This window comes from Sutcliffiella cohnii (assembly GCF_002250055.1).
Taxonomy (GTDB): Bacteria; Bacillota; Bacilli; order Bacillales; family Bacillaceae_I; genus Sutcliffiella; species Sutcliffiella cohnii.
The window spans coordinates 4,113,168-4,137,331 of the sequence record NZ_CP018866.1 but is presented as its reverse complement, the minus strand read 5'-3'; the positions used below and the strand labels follow the sequence as shown (position 1 = coordinate 4,137,331).

Annotated in this window: 20 protein-coding genes; 14 read left to right on the top strand and 6 right to left on the bottom strand. The window is 36.3% G+C overall.

Annotated features, from left to right (window positions below; all coding sequences use genetic code 11):
- Window positions 1–2 precede the first annotated feature (2 nt).
- The 11 genes from BC6307_RS20705 (at window position 3) to BC6307_RS20655 (ending at window position 11,095) form a co-directional block, all read left to right on the top strand.
- Entirely contained in the window at window positions 3–1,469 is a 1,467-nt protein-coding gene (locus BC6307_RS20705) for a hypothetical protein (protein WP_066417937.1), read from the top strand.
- Between the two features lie 28 nt (window positions 1,470–1,497).
- Window positions 1,498–3,453 (top strand): TOMM precursor leader peptide-binding protein, encoded by a 1,956-nt coding sequence (locus BC6307_RS20700; protein ID WP_066417939.1) that lies wholly within the window; start codon window positions 1,498–1,500, stop codon window positions 3,451–3,453.
- An 11-nt stretch (window positions 3,454–3,464) separates the two neighbouring features.
- Window positions 3,465–4,382, top strand: coding sequence for a thiopeptide-type bacteriocin biosynthesis protein (locus BC6307_RS20695; protein ID WP_066417941.1), 918 nt, complete (start codon window positions 3,465–3,467; stop codon window positions 4,380–4,382).
- Window positions 4,360–5,187, top strand: coding sequence for a SagB family peptide dehydrogenase (locus tag BC6307_RS20690; protein WP_066417943.1), 828 nt, complete (start codon window positions 4,360–4,362; stop codon window positions 5,185–5,187). The genes BC6307_RS20695 and BC6307_RS20690 overlap by 23 nt, the downstream gene beginning before the upstream one ends.
- Before the next feature lie 24 nt (window positions 5,188–5,211).
- Complete coding sequence (locus BC6307_RS20685; RefSeq protein WP_066417946.1) at window positions 5,212–6,108, top strand: hypothetical protein; 897 nt, start codon at window positions 5,212–5,214, stop codon at window positions 6,106–6,108.
- A 26-nt stretch (window positions 6,109–6,134) separates the two neighbouring features.
- Window positions 6,135–6,290, top strand: coding sequence for a thiazolylpeptide-type bacteriocin (locus tag BC6307_RS20680; RefSeq protein WP_084380520.1), 156 nt, complete (start codon window positions 6,135–6,137; stop codon window positions 6,288–6,290).
- A 42-nt stretch (window positions 6,291–6,332) separates the two neighbouring features.
- The gene (locus BC6307_RS20675) at window positions 6,333–6,488 is read left to right on the top strand and encodes a thiazolylpeptide-type bacteriocin (RefSeq protein WP_084380520.1); all 156 of its coding nucleotides are present in this window, start codon (window positions 6,333–6,335) and stop codon (window positions 6,486–6,488) included.
- A 257-nt stretch (window positions 6,489–6,745) separates the two neighbouring features.
- The gene (locus tag BC6307_RS20670; RefSeq protein WP_066417950.1) at window positions 6,746–8,191 is read left to right on the top strand and encodes a hypothetical protein; all 1,446 of its coding nucleotides are present in this window, start codon (window positions 6,746–6,748) and stop codon (window positions 8,189–8,191) included.
- Between the two features lie 22 nt (window positions 8,192–8,213).
- Complete coding sequence (locus BC6307_RS20665) at window positions 8,214–9,503, top strand: aminotransferase family protein (RefSeq protein WP_157729295.1); 1,290 nt, start codon at window positions 8,214–8,216, stop codon at window positions 9,501–9,503.
- Window positions 9,504–9,505: 2 nt separating this feature from the next.
- Window positions 9,506–10,255 (top strand): SDR family NAD(P)-dependent oxidoreductase, encoded by a 750-nt coding sequence (locus BC6307_RS20660; protein WP_066417955.1) that lies wholly within the window; start codon window positions 9,506–9,508, stop codon window positions 10,253–10,255.
- A 21-nt stretch (window positions 10,256–10,276) separates the two neighbouring features.
- A complete protein-coding gene (locus tag BC6307_RS20655) occupies window positions 10,277–11,095 on the top strand; it encodes a DUF4097 family beta strand repeat-containing protein (RefSeq protein ID WP_084380522.1) in 819 nt (272 codons plus the stop codon).
- Between the two features lie 370 nt (window positions 11,096–11,465).
- Here the strand turns inward: BC6307_RS20655 and BC6307_RS20650 are convergent, their stop codons facing one another.
- From BC6307_RS20650 to BC6307_RS20630, 5 genes are all read right to left on the bottom strand, one after another.
- On the bottom strand, window positions 11,466–12,956 hold the full coding sequence (locus BC6307_RS20650) for an AbgT family transporter (RefSeq protein WP_066417975.1): 1,491 nt from the start codon (window positions 12,954–12,956) through the stop codon (window positions 11,466–11,468).
- A gap of 228 nt (window positions 12,957–13,184) precedes the next feature.
- Complete coding sequence (locus BC6307_RS20645; protein ID WP_235858181.1) at window positions 13,185–14,492, bottom strand: helix-turn-helix domain-containing protein; 1,308 nt, start codon at window positions 14,490–14,492, stop codon at window positions 13,185–13,187.
- Window positions 14,461–15,726, bottom strand: a complete 1,266-nt coding sequence (locus BC6307_RS20640) for a M20 family metallo-hydrolase (protein ID WP_066417966.1) — start codon at window positions 15,724–15,726, stop codon at window positions 14,461–14,463. The genes BC6307_RS20645 and BC6307_RS20640 overlap by 32 nt, the downstream gene beginning before the upstream one ends.
- 37 nt (window positions 15,727–15,763) lie before the next feature.
- Window positions 15,764–17,062, bottom strand: coding sequence for an amidohydrolase (locus BC6307_RS20635; RefSeq protein ID WP_066417971.1), 1,299 nt, complete (start codon window positions 17,060–17,062; stop codon window positions 15,764–15,766).
- A complete protein-coding gene (locus BC6307_RS20630; protein ID WP_066417973.1) occupies window positions 17,063–18,259 on the bottom strand; it encodes a M20 metallopeptidase family protein in 1,197 nt (398 codons plus the stop codon). It abuts the gene before it with no gap.
- Window positions 18,260–18,512: 253 nt separating this feature from the next.
- Between BC6307_RS20630 and BC6307_RS20625 the strand changes: the two genes are divergently transcribed.
- The gene (locus tag BC6307_RS20625) at window positions 18,513–19,727 is read left to right on the top strand and encodes an IS4 family transposase (RefSeq protein WP_094366205.1); all 1,215 of its coding nucleotides are present in this window, start codon (window positions 18,513–18,515) and stop codon (window positions 19,725–19,727) included.
- A gap of 367 nt (window positions 19,728–20,094) precedes the next feature.
- On the opposite strand, the gene BC6307_RS20620 is transcribed toward BC6307_RS20625, so the two are convergent.
- A complete protein-coding gene (locus BC6307_RS20620; protein ID WP_066420791.1) occupies window positions 20,095–21,942 on the bottom strand; it encodes a histidine kinase dimerization/phosphoacceptor domain -containing protein in 1,848 nt (615 codons plus the stop codon).
- Window positions 21,943–22,230: 288 nt separating this feature from the next.
- Between BC6307_RS20620 and BC6307_RS20615 the strand changes: the two genes are divergently transcribed.
- Together BC6307_RS20615 and BC6307_RS20610 are read left to right on the top strand one after the other, a co-directional pair.
- On the top strand, window positions 22,231–22,821 hold the full coding sequence (locus BC6307_RS20615; RefSeq protein WP_066420789.1) for an ANTAR domain-containing response regulator: 591 nt from the start codon (window positions 22,231–22,233) through the stop codon (window positions 22,819–22,821).
- A 389-nt stretch (window positions 22,822–23,210) separates the two neighbouring features.
- Window positions 23,211–24,161, top strand: coding sequence for an ABC transporter substrate-binding protein (locus BC6307_RS20610; protein ID WP_066420788.1), 951 nt, complete (start codon window positions 23,211–23,213; stop codon window positions 24,159–24,161).
- Window positions 24,162–24,164 lie beyond the last annotated feature (3 nt).

Genomic DNA, 24,164 nt, shown 5'->3' with positions numbered 1-24,164 from the left:
ATATGATACAACAACTTATTAAAGGAGACGTTTGGTTATCGTATTTAGAAAATAAAATCATCATTAAAACCGCGACTAAAAGATATCAAATAAAAGATGACGATGCTGTCCAAACTTTACTTACGCTCATACCGGCGTTAAAAACGGGTCATGTCTCTTCCGATGAAGTTGGACGGTTAAATATTCCAAAATTAAATGCGTTATTGAATAAATATGCTACAAATCGACCGAGTGAGCAAACTGGAAAAACTCCTTATACGTTTATATCCTTTTTAGAGGATAAAACGATAGACAACATGAAATTAATCGACCTTATTGAAAGCTACAAGGATGAAAAGCTAGTAGTCGCCTTGCCGGTAAATACCGTTCCATATTTGTTTATCGGATTCGCAGACCAAATTGAAAACTTTCTTTTTATCAATAAAATAGATATTCAACATAATATACCGGGTGAACACTTCATAGATGAGCATCTGTTGAAGCAATCAGTCCATTATAGTTTAGCTTCCGATATTCATACCGTTGGGTTGAAAATATATATGTTAAATCGAGATGCTATTGAACGTTTTACACCTGTACATCCGTTGCTAAACTTGCTAGCGACGAGTGAACGGCTGGATGTTCACGACCTTTCTTTCATGCAACCAGAATATTACCATGAACCGATTAATATATTTAAAAAATTCGTAACCGAAACACCATATATTTTTGAGCAATTCGGATATGGAGATCTCAAGCAAATACCGTTTAAAATCGCTTCATTAACTTATAAACTCGAAGACAAACCGGTAGCTGTGCATAAAAGTGATGACCATCCATTAAAAGCGTTATACGAAGTGTTGAAAGATGGACTTTCCTCCTTATTAAATGATCGAGAAAGTAATAACGATGTTACTTGGGTATGCTGCTCTTCCTACGATGAGTTATATGGAAAATCTGTGTTACCAAAAGTTTTTGAATATATTAAAAATCACGAAGGTGATAATATTGCTCGGTTTTGTTCACCGTTATCGAAGCAAACGATTCAATCTTCCTTAATGGATAAGTTACTACAGATTAGCCGTAACAATGCTTTAGAGCAAGTGGAACTAGTTGTGGAACAAATTAAAGGTACAAACTTATATGCTATTTTTATCGTGATGAATGGGAATATACAAGTAGAACAATATGGTCTAAATTTTGATCGTTTAATAGAAGATTCGATTCAACAATTTTATGCCATCTATATACAAAATAAGCAAGCTTTTAACATAGAAAAACCATTTGAAAAAGGAAGTGGAGAGGAAGTTTCCTCGTTAGGTGAGCTAATTTATATTTCCCATAGTAATGAGTTAAAAGAAGAAGTGGACAAGCAGTTAAGAACGTTAGGTATGTCTATTCGCATCTGGAATTGGGAACATAATACGTTATTAGCTGATACAGGAACTAGTTGTTACAAAATTGCACTGGAAAAACTGGAAGAAGTGTAAGTGATTACATGAAAAAGGGGGGAGAGTAATGAAGGTCTTTGTACTAAATCGTCAGACACAATTACAAAACGTATGGCAAAGGCTACATACAAGCTTACCTATCCAAATAGAAGTAGTAGATTCCTATAAAGAGGTAACAGAGAGATCACTAATCGTCGGACTATATGACTTTTTTGATTCCTCTTATGAGAAAGAAGTGGTTTCCCATTGTAGAGAATATAATATTAGCTACATGCGGGCAAATCTTCTATTTGAAACGGCAATTGTTGGACCGCTTTATTCGGGTAAAACGAGTAGCTGTATTGACTGTTTTTATGAGCGAGTTTCTGTAAACCAACCTGAAGAATCGATTGTTTTGTATCGAGACTATAACTATGTAGAAACGAGCAAAGGTTCTTCTTTATGGAAAGATCAATTTCTTGAATTTGTATGCCAGGAAGTGCTAGCGTGGGTGAATCTTTCTGTAAGTGGTAGGTTAGCATTTATCGAAAATAAAGTAATTGTTATAAATGATGACAAAAAAAGTATTCATGAGCATCCTGTTTATAAACATGAATATTGTCCGTCTTGTGGTGAATTACCGGAAGATAGTGAGGAACTAGCGACAATTCATTTTGTACGTCGAGAAAAACCTTCAAGAACTATTCATCGTTTAAAAACTGATTTAGATCCAGAACCATTTAAAAAGAAAATGGTTGATTTGAAAACAGGGAAAACGAAGCATAGCTATTTCGAAGTGGAATCAAAATATGTACCGATGGTTGGAACAGAAAACTATATCGAGAGCGATAAAAACGAAGGTGCATTCGGTCGTACGTTTGATTTTAAAAGCTCGGAAGTTTCTGCGTATTTAGAAGGGTTGGAACGTTATTCGAACGTTTATAACCGAAAATCGAATAGTACCATTTTTGCCTCCTATAATGAAGTAAAGGAATTTGCTATTGATCCGCATGAGCTCACTCTGCACGATGAAAAGCTTATGAACGAACATTTTCGACTTCATCAGTATTCAGAAGATATGAAGTTTCATTGGGTGTGGGGATATTCGTTAAAAAAGAAAAAACCGATTCTTATTCCAGAGCAAATGGTCTTTTACAAAGATGAGATGGTGAGAGATAAATCTAGAAGATTTGTCTATGAAACTTCGAACGGATGTGCATTAGGCTCGACTATTGAGGAAGCGGTTCTTTACGGATTATTTGAAGTGATTGAAAGAGATAATTTCCTCGTGTCTTGGTATAACCGATTACAATTAGTAGAAATCGATATTGACGATTTAGGAGAAGACTTCCGAATATTAAATGAAGTCATTAAAGCCGATGGATACGAAGTTAAGTTCTTTGATACGACAATGGAATTAGGGGTACCGACAGTTTGGGCACTGATGGTTAATACGAATGCCGATGCGGTTGTAAAAACTTACTCTGCAGCTGGGTGCCATTTTAACCCTGAAAAAGCATTAATGAGTGCGTTTATTGAAGTAGTATCTTCTGTGCCTGTCTATAACAAAGTATTCGGGGAAGAGCATTTAGTCCAACGGAAAAATACCATTTTTGAAGATGGAGATAAAGCGACGGAGTTCCAAGATCACGTCCTACTTTACTCTCATCCAGATGCTCTAGAAAGGTTAGACTTTCTGACAAATACGAAGGAAAAGAAAACGTTAAAAGAGCTACATCCTGAGTGGTATGAAACAAACGCATTTAAAAGCTGGGATTTAACGGAAGATTTAGAAACACTCCTTCATAGAATGTATGAGCATTATGATGATGTATATGTTGTGGACATAACGGGAGACTTCATAAAATCATTTGACCTTAGCTGTGTAAAAGTACTCGTGCCAGGAATGTTAACGATGACTTTTGGGCATCAACATCGTCGATTGGATATGGATCGAATTTTGAATGGCCCTGTTATAGCAAACCGTCTACAGCAGCCGATAGAAGAAAAAAATATTAATCCGTTTCCACATCCTTTCCCTTAGGAGGTAAAAGAATGGAAAAGTGGATATCATTGCATATTTTTCACCACAACATGAGAAATTACGATGAATTAATCGTTATACTAAATCAAGTTATGACGGATTTAGAAAACGAGAACGAAGTAAATAAGTGGTTCTACATTCGGTATTGGGAAGGTGGTCCCCATGTACGGCTAAGATTTCTAACTGTAAACGAGAAAAAAACTATCCAAACAATAAGTGAAAAAATACAAGCTTTTTGGAAGGACGCCGAACCGATTGAGTCTTTAACGAAAGAACAATATTACCGTGACCATAAATTTGATGGACAAGCACTACCGTTTGAGAAATTGCCGTGGTATGGTGACCGCAGAATTCAACCTATACCGTATGTACCAGAGATAGAGCGATATGGTGGAAAAGATGTTATACAAAACTCTGAAGCAATGTTTCATAGCTCTAGTAAGCTAGTGTGCTTTATCCTTGAAAAGCTTGGACTAGATCCAGCTAAACGTTTTATTGTTGGTTTAACATTAACTAGACTACTAATGGAGCAGTTACTGGAATTTGATGATATGGAAGATAATATTCAATTTACATCTTTCTACAAAGAGTATTGGGAGTCGTTCGTTGCAGGGAATGAAACAGATGAATTAGTTTTGTTGTTCAAAGCGAATGAAAAAAGTATTAGGAAGTTTTATTCGATGTTAAAGGATAATCCTTTCGTTACCGATCAATTGCTGCGTATGAAAAATGAACTACATGTAGTGAGAGATACCGTTCAAGATGAGTTATACATTCATCGAATTGTAGCATCTCATATTCATATGACAAACAATCGGTTAGGAGTTTCGCCGTTCGTTGAATATTACATTTCAGATTATTTATGTACCTTTTTTGAAGAAATTCACAAAAATGGGGTAGTTACGATTGAAGAAGCTTCGCGAGTATAAAGAAAAAATAAACTATTCGTTTTTTGATCCGAAAACATTACTAAAAATGAAGGAAGAAACGAGAATAATAGGAGATTTATGGGAGGAGCAACGACCGTCCAACCTTTTTGACTTTCCATCAGAGTCTCTTTCTGAGAACAGTGAGTCGATGGAAATTCCGAGGCTCAGTGGGCAAAGTATGTCTGAAAGTGCCCAGCTTTTTTTAAACCGGCGGTCTTATCCTTTACCTGAATTCGATAGTACTTGGTCTAAAGAGGAATTATTTACTTGGATTAGTTTATCTTTTGGTGTTTCAAGTAAAAAAGACATTCCTTACGTAGACAAAAAAGGTGCTATTCAACAAAAAAAATTAAAAGTAAGGACGTATCCTTCAGGGGGCTCCATGTTTTCAGTCGATATTTATTTATATATTACCAATATCGAAGAAGTAACAGACGGGCTATACAAGTTTAAAGGTGAACATCATGTGCTGGAACGAAAAAGAGAGAAAGTGGAATTGGATTGTTTACATTCCTTATCTCCACTAACAATTCCCCAAAACGTATATGGCGAATCGTTTAATAATACGAACATTTTAACCTTTTTAGTTGCTAATTATGATCGTGCATTTGAAAAGTATGGGCTGTTAACAGAAAGGCTTGCCGCTTTAGAGGCTGGCCATATCGGACAAAATATACAATTAAGCTGTACGATGCTTGGGAAGAAATCATTACCAATGTGTGCCTTTTACGATGATAAAGTGGAAGCATTTTTATCACTTGAGAATGAAATGACAAGGTGTATTTATATGGTGGCATTGGGCTAAGATTCGCTAAACAGGAGGATCAGAATGGGTATTCTTCAACAATTAGATGTATATCGTTACACCAGAATAGACCCTTACTACTACTTACAAGTAAAAGACAACCATTTACTTGTAATGAATAAAATGTCGAACGCTCCTAAATACCAAATACATATAAGGGAGAACAATATAGAAAGCTATATTAGTAAGTATAACGAAAAGCTTATTGTAGAAAACGATATTAGAATGCTCGTTGAGTCAGAAGAAGGTTCTTACTTCGTTCATATCATCTATAAGCTAAGAGAAAACATTTTTATAACAGAGGAAATGTTCACTTTAAGAGAATGGATGTTTAATAATCTTGCTAATGTGGATGGAATTAGTCCAAGAGATCACTATCACTTATATCACTACCTCGTTTCAAAGGTGGCGCAGAATACGTTTTTATTTGTTGTAACAGATTCAACTTTAAAGGTTGATAGTATTCTGAAGCCATTTAGTAGAACTATTTTTCTAGACAATTTTCAAGAAAGTACGGAAAAATGGATCATCGTTTTAAGTGATCACGAGTTAAGCTTTGCGGAAAAAGAAAAGCTGTATAGAGCGGTCGGGAGTGACTGTTACGTTCTATTTTTCTTACAAGATATAAAAAACGGCGTGATGAAACTCGGTCCTCGACTCCAATTCCCTGGTCATGGCTGTTTACAGTGCGAAACTCTAGCAGAGGAAAGATTAATTGAACACGATTTACAGTTAGAAAAAGACCCGCGAGACTTTTACGAAATGGTAGATGAGGAGATTTTTCATCTTCTAATAGATGATTATTTTCAACATACAAGGCATTTCTCATCAATCACTAGTAAGCAGTATATATTTGATTTTCAAGAGAATACGGTACTGTTTAAACAAATTAGAAGAAATCCGAACTGTGAAATTTGTTAACCATTACTTGAAAGGAGGTGAAATAAATGGAAAAGAATCTGAACTTAGAATTAGATTTCGAAGTGATCGAGCTTGATGATGTAACTGCTCTTCCAGAAACAGCTGCATCTAGTGGAAGCTCAGGCGACAATGTATATTCTACTTGTGGCTCAAGCTCTTGCTGTTCTTCTTGCTGTACGTAATGAAGAATGTAAATGGATGAACAAAAAAAGGAGGAAATTAAAATGGAAAAAAACTTAAACTTAGAATTAGATTTCGAAGTAATCGAACTTGATGATGTAACTGCCCTTCCAGAAACAGCTGCATCTAGTGGAAGCTCAGGCGACAACGTATATTCTACTTGTGGCTCAAGCTCTTGTTGCTCTTCTTGCTGTACTTGATCAGTTATTAAAAAAAGACTGGCCAATGAACACCCACATGTTCATTGGTCAGTCCCGTAATGAGAATTACATAACTGCCCTTCCAGAAACAGTTGCATTCTAACTTGTTACAGTATACGCAAAATGAAGACCATTTATTCGTATCTGTACACAAAATAGATTGTTACTCTCATTCTCTTAATCTTATCACTGCGAGTTGTCATATGTAAATATTCCATAAGGTTTAGTTTAACTAAGAAGATTGGAGAAAATAGTTCATGAGTACTTATTCTTATGTAGTCGACATTATCGAAAATAATAATAATTTATTAGATGTAATAGTGGAAGTGCAAGGAAATGCCCCAGAAAGTATATTAAACGATATTCCTGTTATACAAACATATAAACAATTACTTTCATTTATTAAAAAGCATCCATTTCATTCCATTCTATTTGTGAAAAGGAAATCGAATGAATTAATAGTCAAACGGATTATCGAGTTATTAAACGAGTATGAAGTGACTAGTAACATAACTGTTCTAGAAGGTATGGAAGATGCAGATACTAACAAGGAAGCGTACGTTACGTTTTTCAATGGAGTAAAAACGTTTATTACTGGTATGTATCCGCAACATTTTCATCATACAAAAATGAAACATTTATTAGTAAAGGATCAATCGGAAATATCCCACGATTTAAAAACCCGATTATTATACTCAAGTAATATTAATTCTTCACTCCTTTTACCGGAAGCTCCGACAGCGCTTGAAGAGTTAGAAAGTTGGTTTGGACTAGCTCAAATAAGCCTCCAAGAAAAAGAGAATCAGCATTACAACGTCGTTATAAAAGAGAAGGCCAATATTCATACGAAGGAAGTTGTTGTCTTATCCTTTCATACATTTACGGAAAACCCATCTGTAAAGGAAGGGGACAATGAAATATTCTTAACGATAGATACGGTGGATGATTATCTTTCTTTTTCAGCTACTGTTAGGCATACAGAGCTAACTGGTACCCTTCGCATTATGCACATACTCCCTCACATAAAAGATGAATGTATGTGGTCCCATAAATCGGTTTGTTCATTAAGAAGTGGGACCCGATTAGCAGTCGGGCAACCTAATGTGTTACAATCTCCCGTCTGCTACTCAATTGGTAAAGAAGAGCTTACGAATAAACCGATTGCTTCTGTTTTTGATAGGGAATTTTCAAAAGCATTTATTTTATCTGGCTGTCATACATGTCGTGCATTGCCTGACTGTCCGAGTTGTATTAAAATGGCCCCACAAACGGAGGAAAAGAAACACTATTGTTCCATTCGGCAAACGCTCCCGTTCGTAACTGAATTTATTACGATACGAAACATTTTAAAGAGCTTTTTTTATGGGCAACAACGTTTCGTTTCACCATCAGAGACTGTTGCTTTTTCAACGAAAGTGAAGAAATTATTTTACGATAAAGAATCGACACGAGAAAAAGCTCTCTCTTCCCAACTATATTTTTTATTTAGTTGGAAGGAGGATGTTTATTTATACATTAAACGGACTATGAAGTTTTATAAAATTAACAACCTACTAGCAACTTATCTAGAAGGGAAAATGTTAGGAGAAACAGAGAAGGAGATACAAGCGTACATACAGGACAAGCACAATTGGAGCTTGGAAATATACGAGCAATTTAACGAGAAGGCAACTTTATTTACTCAAAAGGTAGGATTGTCGTGAAATGAGAGGAGGAGTTTTAAAAGTGAGAAATCATAAAGTAATACACCCTATTTTACCGAGAAGTGAATACGACAACATGATTAATGTTAGAAAAGCTAAAGGTGTTACGATTTACGATGAAAATAAAAGCTATTTAGATGGTATTAGTGGCTTATGGAATGGTATTTTAGGTCATTCAAATGAAGAAATAAATCAAGCGATTTTACAGCAAATGAACGAAGTAAGTTATGTCAATCCGTGGACAAGCTCTACTAATATTGTATATGAATTAGCAGATAAGCTAATTTCTTTTACAGATGATAATTTTGATAAAGTGATGTTCACTTGTACTGGTTCAGAAGCAGTAGAACTTGCGATTAAATTAGTGAGAAGACATCAGTCAGCAAAAGGACACTATGAGAAAAAATATATCGGAGTTTTTGAAACATCCTATCATGGTACACATTATGGTTCGATGACCGCGACGGGAGTAGATAGGGAGTTTTATAAACCGTATGGTCCGATGCTACAAGGGTTTGCGTACTTGCCTATCCCATTTGAAGAGAAAGGAACATTGGATGAAGCTATTCAATCATTAGAAAAATTTTTCGAAGCTTACGGTGATAAAATTGGTGGCTTTATAATGGAACCAATTCTTGGCGTTTCAGGAGTAGTAAAGTTACCGGATACGTATTTAAGAAGAATGAAAGAGTTAAGCAAACAGTACGATGTGCTACTCGTATTCGACGAAATTAGTACTGGTTTTTACCGAACCGGACCGAAGTTTGCTTACGAGGAAACTCCAATCATTCCAGATATTTTATGTTTATCGAAAGGGATAAATAATGGTGTACTACCATTAGGAGCAGTACTTATTGGAGAAAGCGTAACGAAAATGATTAAGGATCATGATTTTATCAATCATTTTTCTACACAAAACGCAAATCCGCTTTGTTGTGCAGCTGCTTTGAAAACATTAGAGCTTCTTGGACGAGATGATTATTGCAAGATTATCGAGACAAAAGGGGATTTTTTTTATCGTCAGCTTTTATTATTAAAAGAGGAGCTTCCATTTGTGAAGAGTATTCGCGCCCACGGTTTAATGATAGGTGTGGAAGTTGATATCGATAACGATTTCAATAAAGTGCTACAATTCTCTAACCTTTTAAAAGAACGTGGCCTTCTTGTTTATCCTTATGCTAATAAATATTCGTCGGGTGTAATGCTAATGCCTGCATATGTAATGGAGTACGAAAACTTAAGTAAGGTTTCATCTATATTAAGAAATTCTATAATTGAATACGTGAACAACCGATATGTTGGGAGTTTGTGAGAATGGAAAAAACAGTACTAATAACTGGGGCAGCGAGCGAAATTGGTCAAGCAATATTAAGGAGATTTTTGGTGAATGGCTATCAAGTAATAGCGACCGAAGTAGAGTTTCAACGAAAAACATTAGAGGATTGTATTCGAAGTATGTCGATAGACGACCAACAAATGATAAAATTTTATTCGCTAGACTTAGAGAAAGATGAAGAAGTGTTGCAGTTCTCGGAGTATTTGAAGGATACGTATACAATCTCAGCGCTTGTTAACATTGCAGGAATAAATATTTTGAAAAACTTTTTTGACTGGAATGTGGAAGAATTACGCAAAGTAGTGGACATAAATTGGATTGGAACCTTTTTATTAACAAAAGCTGTTGCAGAAAGCATGGTAGCAAAATCGATTGCAGGCACCATTACGACCATCTCATCTCAACATGGTATTGTCGTGAATAAAGAAAGAGTTCCATATTGTATTAGCAAAGCGAGCCTTATTCATTTAACGAAAGTACTAGGATTAGAGCTAGCGCCGTATAACATTCGAGTAAACTGTGTTTCGCCAACGTATGTTAAAACAGATAAAAATAGTCATATTTTAAACAGTAACAGGTATATAGATGAAGAATTAGTCAAAATTCCATTAAATCGCTATGCAATACCGGATGATGTGGCAGACGCGGTTGAATTTTTAACGTCACCGGCATCAAAGATGATCACTGGACATAATTTAGTTGTAGATGGAGGATGGACGATTCAATAAAGAGATAGGGAGAAGTTAGTTATGAAGCGATATACCTTTTTTACATTATTGATCTGTTTGTTCTTACTAGCAAGTTGTCAACCGTCAGAGGGAGAAGAGATGAACGTTTTATATGAATTTGATGAAGGTGTAGAACGAGTAGATACGATTTTTATTGCAGCTCCTAGTACAAAATTATTCGTTGAAACAAGCGAAGCTGAAAAAATAACTGTTGAGTTAAAGGGAGTATTTAGTGGAACAGATAAGGAAAAGGAAAACCTATTGAAGACAGAATTGATAGGCGAAGTATTCCAAACTAAAATAAATCCACCTGTAAGCAAAAAATGGGTGGAGGAAGATCTAGAGTTACATATAACAATTCCAGATAAATACTATGAGCAAATAAAAGTAGAGGTAACGAGCAAGCCGATGGAGCTTGGCAAGTTAAATGCTAAGCTATTTCAATTAAATTCCACCTCTGGGGACCATTTTATGAGCGGAATTAACGCTGAGAGCTTCCAAATTGAGGCTACTTCTGGAGATATAGAAATACTTGATTTTACTGGTAAAGGTAATATTGAGATGACTTCGGGTGATGTATTTTTGAACATGCAAGAAATAACGGAACCAATTTCAATTTCTAACACTTCTGGTGATATACTTTTGAATGTGGCGAGCGATGCTGCATTTTTCTTAAACACTAATATTCGCAAAAATAGAACCGAAGTTGAAGGAGGAATTGCAACAAGGTGGAGAGATGATACGAAAAATAATGGTGAAATTAATAATCCACCAACTTCAGGTCCAACCATTCACATCACGACCAATTCGGGAAGGTTGTTAATAGGAAAGATGGAGTGATTGTTGTTCGACCTCTGTTATATTGAAAAATAGGGGAACAAAGTGACGAAATTTAATTAGATGGGGATTTAGTTGAAATAGAAGCGTTATATGAAGAAGCGGATTCTTTATATGTTCAATACGAAGAAGAGTTAGAAAAGCACGCTAATAAAAGGGCGGTTGAGATTGTTTGGGAAGATAAAGTGCGAATGAATAAATGAAACATAAAGAAAACTACCTCTAAAAAGTGTGAGGTAGTTTTTTGTTTTATTGAAAATTGGTTTTGCAAGACAGTTTAGATAACAAGTTCATTGCTCTTCTATATGTATGCAAAGAGTCCTGTTTTTCCAAAAAATGTGTGGACGAGGGACCTGTCCCTCTGTCCACGATTTTATAGGTACATATGCACGCCTGGGCCGAATGGGATGCCTAGTAGGGCGAATGCGATTAGCATGATGATCCATACGGTTAAGAAGATGATGCTGTATGGTAGCATTAAGGCGATTAATGTACCGAGTCCAGCTTTTTTATCATAATCTTTCATGAATGCAAGGACGATTAAAATATATGGATTTAACGGTGTAATAATGTTTGTTGATGAATCTGCGATACGGTATGCTGCTTGGATGAATGCTGGGTGATAGTCAAGAAGCATAAACATTGGGATGAAGATTGGTGCTTCTAAAGCCCATTGTGCAGATCCACTAAAAATTACTAAGTTCAATAAAGCTGTTAATAGGGTGAATCCGATAACGACTGGTAAACCTGTTAATTCCATAGATGTTAAAACCTCTGCTCCGTTCACGGCAATCCACGTACCTAAGTTACTCCAGTTAAAATACGCGATAAATTGGGAAGCGGCAAAGATTAGTACGATGTAAGCGGACATATCTTTCATTGCTTCGCTCATGAATCTTGGAATGTCCTTTGTGCTCGTAATCTTTTTTACTGTCACACCGTAAGCAGTACCTACTGTTAGGAAGAAGAATAACACAATTGGAATGATTCCAGATAAGAATGGGGAAGGAATAATTCCGCCTTCTTCGTTACGTAACGGAGATTCTGGCCAAAATAATACTAAACTAATAAGTCCGATATACGCTAAACCTGCCAATAAACTATTACGTAAACCTTTATTTTCTATTTCATTTACTTCCTCTAGCTTACGATTAGCCTTATCTCCTGTATATTTACCAAGTCTCGGTTCAATTAGTCTTTCTGTTATTATTCCGCCAATAATTGCAAGTACCACTACTGAAGTTGACATGAAATACCAGTTGTCAACCGGTGTCACTAGGAAGTTTTCATCAATTGCTTTTGCTGCTTCTGTCGAGATACCTGCTAATAAAGCATCAGTACCAGCGATAATGAAGTTTGCCGTAAAACCTGCTCCTACTCCTGCAAATCCTGCAGCTAATCCTGCTAATGGATGACGTCCAACCGTTAAGAAAACCATTGCAGCTAGAGGTGGAATTAGAACGAAGGCTGCGTCAGACGCGATGTTACCTAAAATTCCGATGAAAATAACTGCATACGTTACTAACGGTTTTGGTGCATTTAAAATCGATTTTTTGATTGCACTTTCTAATAATCCAACCTTCTCAGCTAGTCCAATCCCTAGCATCATTGCTAACACTAATCCGAGTGGAGCAAAGCCAGTGAAGTTTGTTAGCATCGACGTTAAAATGTACTGCAATCCTTCTCCAGATACTAAACTTTTAATAGGTAGTTCTTCTCCTGAACCAGGATGTACAACTGTTACTCCCATGCTGTTAACTAGCCATGATAAAGCGATTACAAATAATGCTAAATAAATAAACAAGAAAAATGGATCAGGCAGTTTGTTCCCAATTTTCTCAATCCCATTTAAAAACTTCGTCATGGCACCATTTTTTTTCGGTGTATCGTTTGTTTGTAACTGCGCCAATTTAATCACGCTCCCCTTAAAAATTTATATATGTTAACGGAATTATTCCGTTAATATTCCGTTATTAGCTATAAGTATTCTACATAATTAGTCAAAAACCTTTTTAATTTTCAAAAAGTTATGTTAGATTATCTCACATTGTTTAAAAGTTGCATAGTAGATTGAGAAAATTTCCTCAATCTACTAAAGGTTAAACATCAGTTTATATATTTTTCTAGGGCGACCGCGTTGTCCGGATTCTTCACCTGTGACGACCGCTAGATTAGCTTTTTCCAGTTCGGATAAAATTCTCCGTGCGTTTCGTTCGGTGCTTTTTAACCAACGAGATAAATCTTGAGAGGTTAACGTTTCTTTATTGTAATGGTTGGCTAATGACATAATCTTGGAAACGACAGAGGAACTAATATGTGCGTCTTTTATATGATTTTCCCACATATCCCCAACTGATTGAGTTTGAAAACTTAATTGATCTGTTGGGTTTAAACTTACAAGTACTTCTTTCTCTTCAGTAACTTCAATTACAACCGCTTCATCGTACGTTCTTGCATGGTCAAACGCCATTCGAACATTTTGTTCAGCTTCAAGTACCGTTATGCCGTACCCGACTCCGATTCGCGTTTGGAGATTGCTGTTCACGTTAATCTCTTTCATTACTTCATGCAACGAACGGTTCGCTTGGAAGTATTCTAATTCACCTCTTGTTGTGTAAATGAAGTGAAGGTCGTCACCAATTTTTACGATAGAGCCGTTAATATTTTCCGTAAAATCAAGCAGCACTCTTTTTAACTCTAATTCTTGATGCTTTAATTTAAAAGAGTAGTAATTATCTTGTAATCTAGTTGTGTGCATTACTTCGATACCTAATATAACGAGCTGTGACTTTTTATAAAGGCTCACTTGTCCTTTTTCTCTTACTTGTTCTAACGCTTGATGTGTAGCGTACTCTCTCTGAATAACACGGTACACTGGTATTTGTAAGGCTTTCAGCTCATTATAGACGGAGCGGATGCATGTAAAAGCAATTTCGCTTTTTCCTTGCTCATATAGTCGTTGATGGAACTCAATAATATCGTCAGAAGGGATGTACCCATCATACGAATGACATTGAATGGTGAGTCCGTTATTTAACAGCGAAGGCATTGATTGATCAATTTCATTTACTTGAATCGTGTCTAAGCTAATGTTGGAATGTATTTTTCCTTCTTGTAAAAATGCTTCTAAAAGTGTTGTTAAAAAGCTAGATCCGTGTAACGGTATATAACTAGCATTTTCTTCCGTAATAATTCCTTTATTTAAAGCGTAATAATACGGTGATTGACCAGAGAAAAACCACTGATCAACGGAGGTACTATTTTTTGCAATAATATCTTCTGTTTCTTCCGTTTTTTCATAAACAAAAGGGATCAAGTGTAGATCAGGAAAATGCTGGCCCACCTTCATCATTTCTATTAAGGAGTCTTCAGGACCTACTACTCCTACGCGAATGTTCATCTCGTTCACCCGTTTCTATTCTTAAAAATTGGGCTACTATTTCTACCCCTATGTACAAGTCTTCTATCGATGCATACTCTTTTGGGTGATGACTTAACCCGTCTCGACAAGGAATAAAAATTAAGCCTGATGGACATAGTTGCTGCATGTTCATTACATCGTGTCCAGCACCACTGTCCATTAATAAATTAGTATATCCTAAATGGTCCCCGGCTTGTAGTAGTTTCTTTTGTATAGATTCGTCTAAAAGAATAGAAGGGTTGTGAACGAGAACGTCGATTTCGATCGAGCAATTCAATTCTTTCTCGATAGTAAGACATTTGTTGCGAATTTCGTCAGCCACTTTACTTTTTAGCGAATCGTCCACACTTCGAATATCAATTCCTAATTCAACTACGCCAGGTATTACATTCATTGCATTCGGTTTACATTCAATCGTACTAACTGTAGCAACGACTGGTAATTCGCTTGTAGCATTAAGCTTGATCGCAGTTTCTGATACGAACGGGATAAGGTGAGAAGCTGCAAGTAATGCATCTTGTCGTTTATTCATCGGAGTTGTTCCAGTATGACCTGCTTTTCCTTGCACTTTTACTTTTAAACGGATTGGACAAGCTACCCCTCTAACAACCCCGTACTGTTTTCCTGCATCCTCAATAACGGTCCCTTGTTCGATGTGTAACTCTACGAAACTTTTAATGTCGGTTCTTTTTGCTTGGGAAAAATCTTCCCATTGATAGCCGAGTGCTTCCACTGCTTCTTTTATCGAAATTCCATCTGCGTCGGTTACACTGCCGATAGACGGATCAAGGATCCCGGAGATCGCTTTACTCCCAACTGTAGAAATGCCAAATCTTGAAGATTCTTCCGAACGAAAAACGATAACATCGATTGGGTGAGTAGGGGTAAACCCTTCCTCTTTTAAGAGCTTAATAGCCCCTAGCGAGACTAGCACACCAGCTGTTCCGTCATACCCACCACCGTTAGTAACAGTATCAACATGGGATCCAATTGCCACCTTTTCCTCGACACCGTTATTCGTTTCCCAACGAGCAATCACATTACCAGCGGCATCTTCTATAATGTACAAACCTAGCTCCTTCGCAATGGTGATAAAAGCTTGTAGAGACTCGTTTTCTTCCTCTGTATACCCTAATCTAGTAAATCCAGTTGGCTGTTCCATCGTTTCTACTAAATTTAACTGTTTTAATGTAGCGTCAAGCCATTGTTTCATCAAAAATACCCCTTTCTTTTCCCTTAATTAAATCCCCTTATTTATTAATGTGAAGCACTAATCGTGAAATGGCGTCAATTGCAGTTGGTAGCACTTTTTCCTCAAAATCGAATTTTGGATGATGATGACCAGCAGGTAGGGGAGAGCAAAATACCATGTATGTTGCAAGACCACCTTTTTCTCTCACGCGGTTCATCATATACGTTGCGTCTTCAGAAGCACCCATCGACATTTCATCAATTACGTTCGTAACGAGTGAACTATCGGCACTGCTTTCCTTCACAAGTGGGATCCATTCTTCGTCACACGTTGCATTCGGTGCAGAGCCAACAAATGTAATCTCTTCTTCGACATCGAAAAGGTTTGCGGAAGCTTTAATAATTCGAATCGCTTCCTTTACCATATACTCCTCGTTCAATTCCGTTGTAGCGCCTCGTGTTTCTAGTTGCATTTTCGCCAAGTCGGCCACAATATTTCTTCCACTACCAGCTTCGAGTGTTCCGATGTTAATTCTCGTTGCTCCGTCCGCGTGGCGAGTAATTCCATTTAAATGGAGAGCTGCCGATGCTGCTGCGAGTAGGGCGTTTCTACCTTTGTTCGGCTCTAGTCCGGCATGGGCAGATTTTCCGAGATAAGTCACGTCTATTTTGGAACTTGCTAAAAAGTTGTTGGCAGTTGCTGCAATTGTCCCGACTGGATAAGATTGGATTCCGATATGCCCACTTATAAAATAATCTGCATCATCGAGCCAGCCTTTTGCGACAATTGGCTTTGCTCCTCGTCCGCCTTCTTCAGCTGGTTGAAAAATAACGGTAAATCTACCTGTAAGCTCGTCTGTAAATTGATATAAAAATTGAGCGATACCAAGACCGATTGCGGCGTGTCCATCATGGGCACAAGAATGCATCACTCCAGCGCGTTTAGAATGAAATTTTTGTTGAAAAGGAATATGGTTTTCTTCCTCTGCTTCTAAAATCGGTAGTGCATCAATGTCAAAGCGGAAGGCAGTATGTTTGCCAGGCTTTTCAGTATCAAATTGTGCAATAACACCTGTATGACCATTTTTCATTTTTTCAATAAAGGAGGAGGGAACACCCATCTCCATTGCACGTGCTTCATTTTCGGAAATGTCTGTTTGAGAAGGTAAGCCGATTCGTTCCTCTGTAACAAAAATTTCATTCCCGAAATGAATCGTACAGTTTAATTTTTCTAACTCTTTAATAATCTTGTACGACGTCACATACTCCGTCCATGCGACTTCTGGATGTTCGTGAAACTCTCGTCGTTTTTCGATGACATACGGAGTTATTTCCTCTATAAAATTATGAATATCCATCTATTCAGTCTCCTTTTTTAGAAGTTGGTTTAACGTATCGATTGTTACTTCAGTCATAAATTCGATTCCAAGCGGTATTGCTCGTTCGTCTAGCTTGAACTCGGGGTCATGTAACGGTTTTTGTCCTTCTCCAATAGAAGCACCTAACCAATAATACGCTCCAGGATATTTTTGTAGAAAGCGAGAGAAATCTTCTCCACCCATACTTGGTGGTACATCTGGTGCACTTTCTTTTCCGTATAATCTCGTCGCTGTTTGCTTAATACGATTACTCCATTCTGGTGTATTAACGGTAGCTGGATAGCCGTCTAAATATTCAATGTCGATCTCTGCATTCATTGCTTCGGCAAGCCCGTTCAAAATTTTGAAGAATCGCTCTCTCACAACGTTTTTCGTTTCATTGGAAGTTGTACGAATCGATCCTTCTAACGTTACACGATCAGCAATAACGTTATATCGATACCCCCCAGAAATTTTACCAATCGTAAGCACAGCAGGGTTTATCGGGTCTACGTTTCTACTAACAATTGTTTGTAATGTCGTAATAACTTGATTGGCGATAATAATAGCATCGTTCGTTTGATGTGGCATTGACGCGTGTCCGCCAGAACCTTTCACGACAATAGTAAAACGATCGGAGTTCCCCATAATAGGGCCAGGGCGTACACCAAATTGTCCTACCGGTAAATCTGGCCATACGTGCTGTCCTAAAATAACATCTGGTGGGAATTCATCAAACACTCCATCATCCATCATTCGTTGCGCACCGCCAACTGGTGAATTTTCTTCCGCCGGTTGGAATACGAGTAGCACGGTTCCAGCTAAATTTTCTTTTTGCTCATGAAGTAAAATGCCAGCCCCTAACAACATGGCAGTATGCGCATCATGTCCGCAAGCATGCATTTTTCCATCAACTGTTGAAGAGTATTCTACACCAGATTGCTCCTGAATCGGCAACGCATCAATATCGGCACGTAACGCAACTGTCTTACCAGGTTTTGCCCCTTTAATAATTCCAAGTACACCAGTTTTCGCAAACCCAGTTTTAAATGGAATTCCATGCTCCGTTAACTTTTGTTGAATTTTCTTCGAAGTCTCAAATTCCTCCCCACTTAACTCAGGGTTTAAATGTAAATCTCTTCTAAACGCTAAAATTTCCTTTATTAAAGCTTCATTATTTAATGTTGTTTTTGTCATAGTAGCATCCCATCCTCATTAAAGGAAAAATTCCTTATTTATTCCGTTAATATATATACTACTACAAAACTCTGAAAATTCCTCTAAAAAATTGTGGACGGAGGGACAGGTCCCACTAGCGTTGCGTGACTTTTAAAAAATTCCATAAATTCAATAATATGTATTTACATTCAATAAAAAAACTCCTATTGTAGATGTGTTGGCCTTGTTTTGTTCCCTAAACAAACAAGTCATCTACAAAGGAGTTTTAACAATGAATAAGAAAAGTATAGGTCGGGAGATGCTCATTTGTCAATGTTTATCGCTTCTTCCTACAGAGGATTTTGATTGTCGGTTAATGGATTATAGGAATTATAAACTTTCAACAAAGTCACTGATAAGGACTTTTGTGTCAGCTCAATTAGATCAGTGGAGTTCCTATAGTCACATGGAGGAAAAGTTACAAGCCTATCCAAAACTACGCGAAGAAATCGGGATAGAGGAAATCAGTGGCTCACAGTTAAGCCGGAGGATTAATGATTTACCAACTGAGCTGGTCCAAAAATTATTTATAAAAGTTGTTGAAAACCTTTCTGAACTTACTAAAGGATTACAGGGTCTTCCGAATGGGTTAGGGAGGTTACGAATCGTTGATTCTACCGAAATAAGGTTACCCCAAAATTTATGTGACTGGGCAAATATTTCGAAGAAACAAACGGGAGTTAAAATGCATACGCGACTAACGGTTGCTTCTTCAGACGTTGTTTTTCCAGACAAAATTGTACCATCCTCCGGAAGGTTAAGTGACTTTGAAAGTTCAGATGTAATGATAGAAAAATCAGATTCTATCTATATAATGGACCGCGGCTATCCTTCCAGAGAGAATCTTCAATCCTGGCAAGAAAAAGGCGTATCGTTTGTCGTGCGGATATCCAAATCCCTTCGATTGGGGATGTTAGAAGAATTTACTCCTACACATCCATCTGTAGTTCGGGACGCTAAAGTATCCTATACGGTTTCTCAACCACCAGTACGTTATGTAGAATTCATCGACGAAAAAAAGAGAACATATAGGATTCTGACGGATAGATTTGACCTTACAGACCAACAAATAATGGAATTATATCGAGCGCGGTGGATGATAGAATTATTCTTTAAATGGATTAAACAACATTTAAGATTAACAAAAATATGGAGCACTAAGCCACAAGGAATTTGGAACCAAATGTTCTTAGCCTTGATTGCGTACGTATTATCGTTAATCATTAAACTCCAAACACATTCTAAAAAGTCACCTTGGGAATTCTTTAGACTACTACAAACCTATCTGTTTAAAACAGTTAGCTCATTTGAAAAAGCTCTAAATATCAAAAAGAAAAGAACGTCCAAAGGAAGACAAAAGGTCCCGATATCAAAAAATAAGTTGACACCGGAACTTGGTAATGTAGCTATGGATAAAAAGGGAATTAAAAAAAGAAAACGAAGATAACTAATTCACAATTGTAAAAAAAAGGGAACAAGGTCGAATGCAACCTCGTTTCCCTTTTTTCTCTATCAGGATAAAAGCAACTTGAAAAAAATTACATAAATTCAATTTACCAACAAACACGCAAGGCTAGTGGACAGGTCCCGTGTACACACAGTTTTTTCCAGTTTGAAATATGTTTCTCGTAGATGTAGATTTCTTTGCCTACCTCCATAATGGTAGGTTGATTGTTTTCAAGAGATATTAGGAGGAAAACGCTAGAAAGAATAGTATCGTGAAAATGAAGCAGGGAACACACGTAAATATATTTTCGTTTAACATAAAAAAAGCTCGCACCAAAATGTTGCGAGCTTTCCTATTTGCACAGTTGTTAACTATGCAAAAATATCCGATCTGTTGATAATTTAATTTCCACTCTGCTTCCATCTTCTCCACCGAAGTTTATTTCCCCTTGAAAGTCACTTGTCACGATGCCGGTTAAGATAGATAAACCTAAACTATCCGCTTTAGAAATATCAAAATTCTCGGGGAATCCTCGTCCGTTATCTTGTACAGATAGGAAAATATAGTCATCCATTCTTTTACAGCTAATTTCAATAATTCCAGAATCTTTATCAGTAAAAGCATGTTTATAACAGTTCATTACGAGTTCGTTAATAATAAGAGCAATAGAAGTTGCTTTGTTATAAGGGATGAGAATATCATCTAAATCGAGATGAATTTGAATATCTGGATTACTGTTCATTAGCTCCATTATTTCCTTAATGATTAGTTTTACATTAATAATACTTCTTCCAAGTTTATCTTTAGATAAGAGGTTATGAACGGATGCGATACTTTTGATCCGACTAATAATACTATCTAATAGGTCATCAATCGTTAAATCGGGGGTCTTTTGTACGAACATCTTTTGTAATGTAATTAGACCGACAATCGATTGGAGATTGTTTTTAATTCGGTGGTGGCTTTCTTGCAATAAAGTAGACCTACCGAGTAACCTAGTATCTTCGATTGCGATTGCGGCATGACGGGCCAATGCAGCTAAATATTTAGATTCTTCTTTTGAATACACATAATATCGTTCATATGAAATCTGGATGATGCCGGTAACTTCGGATCTTATTAAAACAGGTACACATATTATTGTTTTTACATTTTCAATGTTTTCAAACATAGACTCGAATTCTTTATTCTTTTTATTGACATAAAAGATATCGTTCTCTTTGGCAATTTTTAAAATGGACTCTTTCGTTAATTGTGCTTTTATTCTTTTGTTTTCATTGTATTCAAAGTCATCTATAATACTTGACGTATTTTCGTCAATTAATTTAATGGAGCATCCATCCGCGTTCATAATACGGGTTACTTCTTTTGCCAACAGCAATAATACATCTTTTAGTTCGTATTCAGATGTTAAAAATTCAGCAGCTTTCAAGACAGCATCCAGTACATTTTTTGTGTCGTTTTCGTTATAAAATTCGGTGTCTTTAAAATTATATTCCTCGGAGTCTACTATCAATCTCCGTGGGTCATTTTTAGCTTCGTCTGCTAACATCTCATCTGTAATGGAACCGTTCGTTAGTATAGATATCCTGTCTGCAAGCTTTAACGCCTCTTCCCATTGCTTTGTGACATAAAGGATGCTGCCACCGTCTTCTTTAAATTGTTTCATAATAGTATATAATTTCGAGGAGTTTTTTGCTGACAAACCTTCCATCGGCTCATGCATAATCATCATTTTTGGATTTTGTAAAAATTCGCTTGCTAAATAGACAATACGCTTTTCTTCATCAGACAAATTGTACACTTTCTTTTTATGATCTATTTCAAAATCTAATTTATTTAAAATGTCCTTTGAGCTTCTTTTTATTTTTCTCCAATTGATAAAAGGTAGAAATCCAATTGTTGGAATGTTTACTAAATTAAGATTTTCTGCAACGGAAAAATTGCTTATTAAAAGTGGTTTTTGATGTAACAGACCTATTCTGTAACTTTTCCGAGAAGGATGAAACGGCTTGTTTCCTACTAAAATCTCTCCGGGTATCGTTTGCTCTTCTAGTAAATTTTTAATAGATTCAATAAATACTTTTTGTTCTGAACTATTTTTGACAATCAAGGCATGAATTTCAGAATAACCGACCTGTAAACTAATATTATTTATAAAACCGTTAGGGCTATCATTTGTTACATTTCGACATTCAAATAGGAATTTTGACAAAGTAAAACCTCCACTACTATACAAATAGTTATCATAAGAATAGATTACTTGTTATATAAATATATTAAATCAAGTAAAATATAACAAACTATTATTTTTGCTATTTTGCATTAATTGGAAATGAATTAGTGGACTTCCAAAACGATAAAAAATGCTATATACTCTTTACTAATTAGTACTGTCATGAGGGAAGGTACTATACTGAGTATAATGACATGAATTAATTTTCTACACAATAAAAAGATAGCGCTTACACCGAAAAGGAAATCAAAGGGGTGATAATGTTCTATGTCAAAGTCATTGCGAATTCTAATTGCAGAAGATGAGTTTTTAGTGTTAATGGGAACTAAATCGTATGTGGAGAAACTGGGGCATCAAGTTATTGCGACTGCTACTGATGGAGAAAAGGCGGTAGAATTAGCATTAAAAGAAAAGCCTGATCTTGTAATTATGGATATTAATATGCCAAAACTTGACGGGATTGATGCTATTAGGCAAATAAATGATACATACTATATTCCAAGTATCATTGTTAGTGGTTATCATGATGAAAAGCTAATAAAGAGAGCTACTGATGAGGGAGTTCTTTACTATTTGTTAAAGCCAATCGATATTGAAGAATTAAAAATAGCCATTAATATCAGTCTGGCAAAGTATGAAGAAATTAAGAGTTTAAAAGAAGAGTTAAATACAACAAAAAACGCGTTAGAAGCTAGAAAACATATTGAAAAAGCAAAAGGAATACTCATGGAAAGAATGAATTTAAAAGAGCCAGAGGCAATGAAATACTTGCAGAAGGTAAGTAGAGATAAAAATAAGAAACTAGTCGTAGTTGCGAAAGAAATGATAGAAGCGGATGCTCTATTTCACTCTAAATAGTGGATGATAAAAAATATTTAGAAAACTACTTGACTAATAATTATTAGGTAAATATAATAAAGCTAATTAAATCTTCAATAATATCAATTAAATAAAATAAATTTTATGCTTACGGCTGGTATAAAATTTAATGGCTATGGGTGCCTTATTTACGTAAAATTATTGCGTTCCTTTTATGGACGTAATGGTGTGCGTATATAAGGCACCTTTCTGTTTGTTTTTGAAGATTGCAAGCGTATTCAAATATATTTTTGAAAGAGGTGATCTTGAAAAAGACTTCATTACTTAAGTTGTAATAGAAGAGTGTAAATACATTTCTATAAAATGTAAACGCTTTATATGTGCTCTTCTTTATATAGCAAAATATTAAAAAAACAGGGGGAAGAAAAATGAAAAAGCTATCAAAGAAATTTTTAGTTGTTTTATTAGCATCCATTCTACTCATCGCTGCTGGCTGTTCAAGTCAAAGTGGCGGATCAGGAGATGCTGCAGCTGAAGGAAAAAGTATAAAGATTGGTATGTCGTTCCAAGAAATGAATAACCCTTATTTTATCTCCATGAAGGAAGCTCTTGAAGAGGCAGCAAAGCAAATTGGAGCAGAGGTTATTATTGCAGATGCGCAGCATGATGTAGCAAAGCAAATTAATGACATTGACGATATGATTCAAAAAGGAATTGATATTTTATTAATCAATCCTACAGATAGTGAAGGAGCAGAAGCAGCGGTAATTGCTGCAAAAGATGCTGGTGTAATTGTTGTTGCGGTTGATGCGCAAGCAAAAGGCCCTCTTGATTCATTTGTTGGTTCAAGAAACTATGATGCAGGTTATTTAGCTGGTAAGCAAATGGCGGAAGATTTAGGTGGTAACGGTAAAGTTGCTATTTTAGATGGAATTCCAGTAGTACCTATCCTTCAACGTGTGGAAGGTTTTAGAGATGCTGTATCTGAGTATGCCGGAATTGAAATTGTAGATATCCAAAATGGTAAACAAGATAGAGCAGAAGCAATGAAGGTTACAGAAAATATGCTTCAATCTAATCCGGATTTAGATGCTTTATTCAGTGTAAATGATGAAGGAGCTTTAGGTTCTTTAGGAGCAATTGAAGCGTCTGGAAAAGATGTTGCGTTATATAGTGTTGATGGACATCCGGAAGCAATTGAAGCGATCTTAAAGGGTGGAGCATTTAAAGCGACAACAGCACAATTCCCAAGAGACCAAGTACGAATTGGTTTAGGAATGGCATTAGCGAAGCTTTGGGGGGCAGAAGTTGTACCTGAAGAAGTTCCTATTGATGTTGAGCTTCAAACAATTGATAATGCAAGTGATTTCAGCTGGTAATCG

Excerpts from the sequence above, each read along its gene's own strand:
- BC6307_RS20615 (WP_066420789.1), top strand. The coding sequence starts at position 22,231 with ATGTCAAAGTCATTGCGAATTCTAATTGCAGAAGATGAGTTTTTAGTG.
- BC6307_RS20610 (WP_066420788.1), top strand. The coding sequence starts at position 23,211 with ATGAAAAAGCTATCAAAGAAATTTTTAGTTGTTTTATTAGCATCCATT.
- BC6307_RS20700 (WP_066417939.1), top strand. The coding sequence starts at position 1,498 with ATGAAGGTCTTTGTACTAAATCGTCAGACACAATTACAAAACGTATGG.
- BC6307_RS20660 (WP_066417955.1), top strand. The coding sequence starts at position 9,506 with ATGGAAAAAACAGTACTAATAACTGGGGCAGCGAGCGAAATTGGTCAA.
- BC6307_RS20670 (WP_066417950.1), top strand. The coding sequence starts at position 6,746 with ATGAGTACTTATTCTTATGTAGTCGACATTATCGAAAATAATAATAAT.
- BC6307_RS20655 (WP_084380522.1), top strand. The coding sequence starts at position 10,277 with ATGAAGCGATATACCTTTTTTACATTATTGATCTGTTTGTTCTTACTA.
- BC6307_RS20680 (WP_084380520.1), top strand. The coding sequence starts at position 6,135 with ATGGAAAAGAATCTGAACTTAGAATTAGATTTCGAAGTGATCGAGCTT.
- BC6307_RS20695 (WP_066417941.1), top strand. The coding sequence starts at position 3,465 with ATGGAAAAGTGGATATCATTGCATATTTTTCACCACAACATGAGAAAT.
- BC6307_RS20625 (WP_094366205.1), top strand. The coding sequence starts at position 18,513 with ATGAATAAGAAAAGTATAGGTCGGGAGATGCTCATTTGTCAATGTTTA.
- BC6307_RS20650 (WP_066417975.1), bottom strand. The coding sequence starts at position 12,956 with ATGACGAAGTTTTTAAATGGGATTGAGAAAATTGGGAACAAACTGCCT.
- BC6307_RS20685 (WP_066417946.1), top strand. The coding sequence starts at position 5,212 with ATGGGTATTCTTCAACAATTAGATGTATATCGTTACACCAGAATAGAC.
- BC6307_RS20630 (WP_066417973.1), bottom strand. The coding sequence starts at position 18,259 with ATGACAAAAACAACATTAAATAATGAAGCTTTAATAAAGGAAATTTTA.
- BC6307_RS20705 (WP_066417937.1), top strand. The coding sequence starts at position 3 with ATGATACAACAACTTATTAAAGGAGACGTTTGGTTATCGTATTTAGAA.
- BC6307_RS20675 (WP_084380520.1), top strand. The coding sequence starts at position 6,333 with ATGGAAAAAAACTTAAACTTAGAATTAGATTTCGAAGTAATCGAACTT.
- BC6307_RS20640 (WP_066417966.1), bottom strand. The coding sequence starts at position 15,726 with ATGAAACAATGGCTTGACGCTACATTAAAACAGTTAAATTTAGTAGAA.
- BC6307_RS20635 (WP_066417971.1), bottom strand. The coding sequence starts at position 17,062 with ATGGATATTCATAATTTTATAGAGGAAATAACTCCGTATGTCATCGAA.
- BC6307_RS20645 (WP_235858181.1), bottom strand. The coding sequence starts at position 14,492 with ATGAACATTCGCGTAGGAGTAGTAGGTCCTGAAGACTCCTTAATAGAA.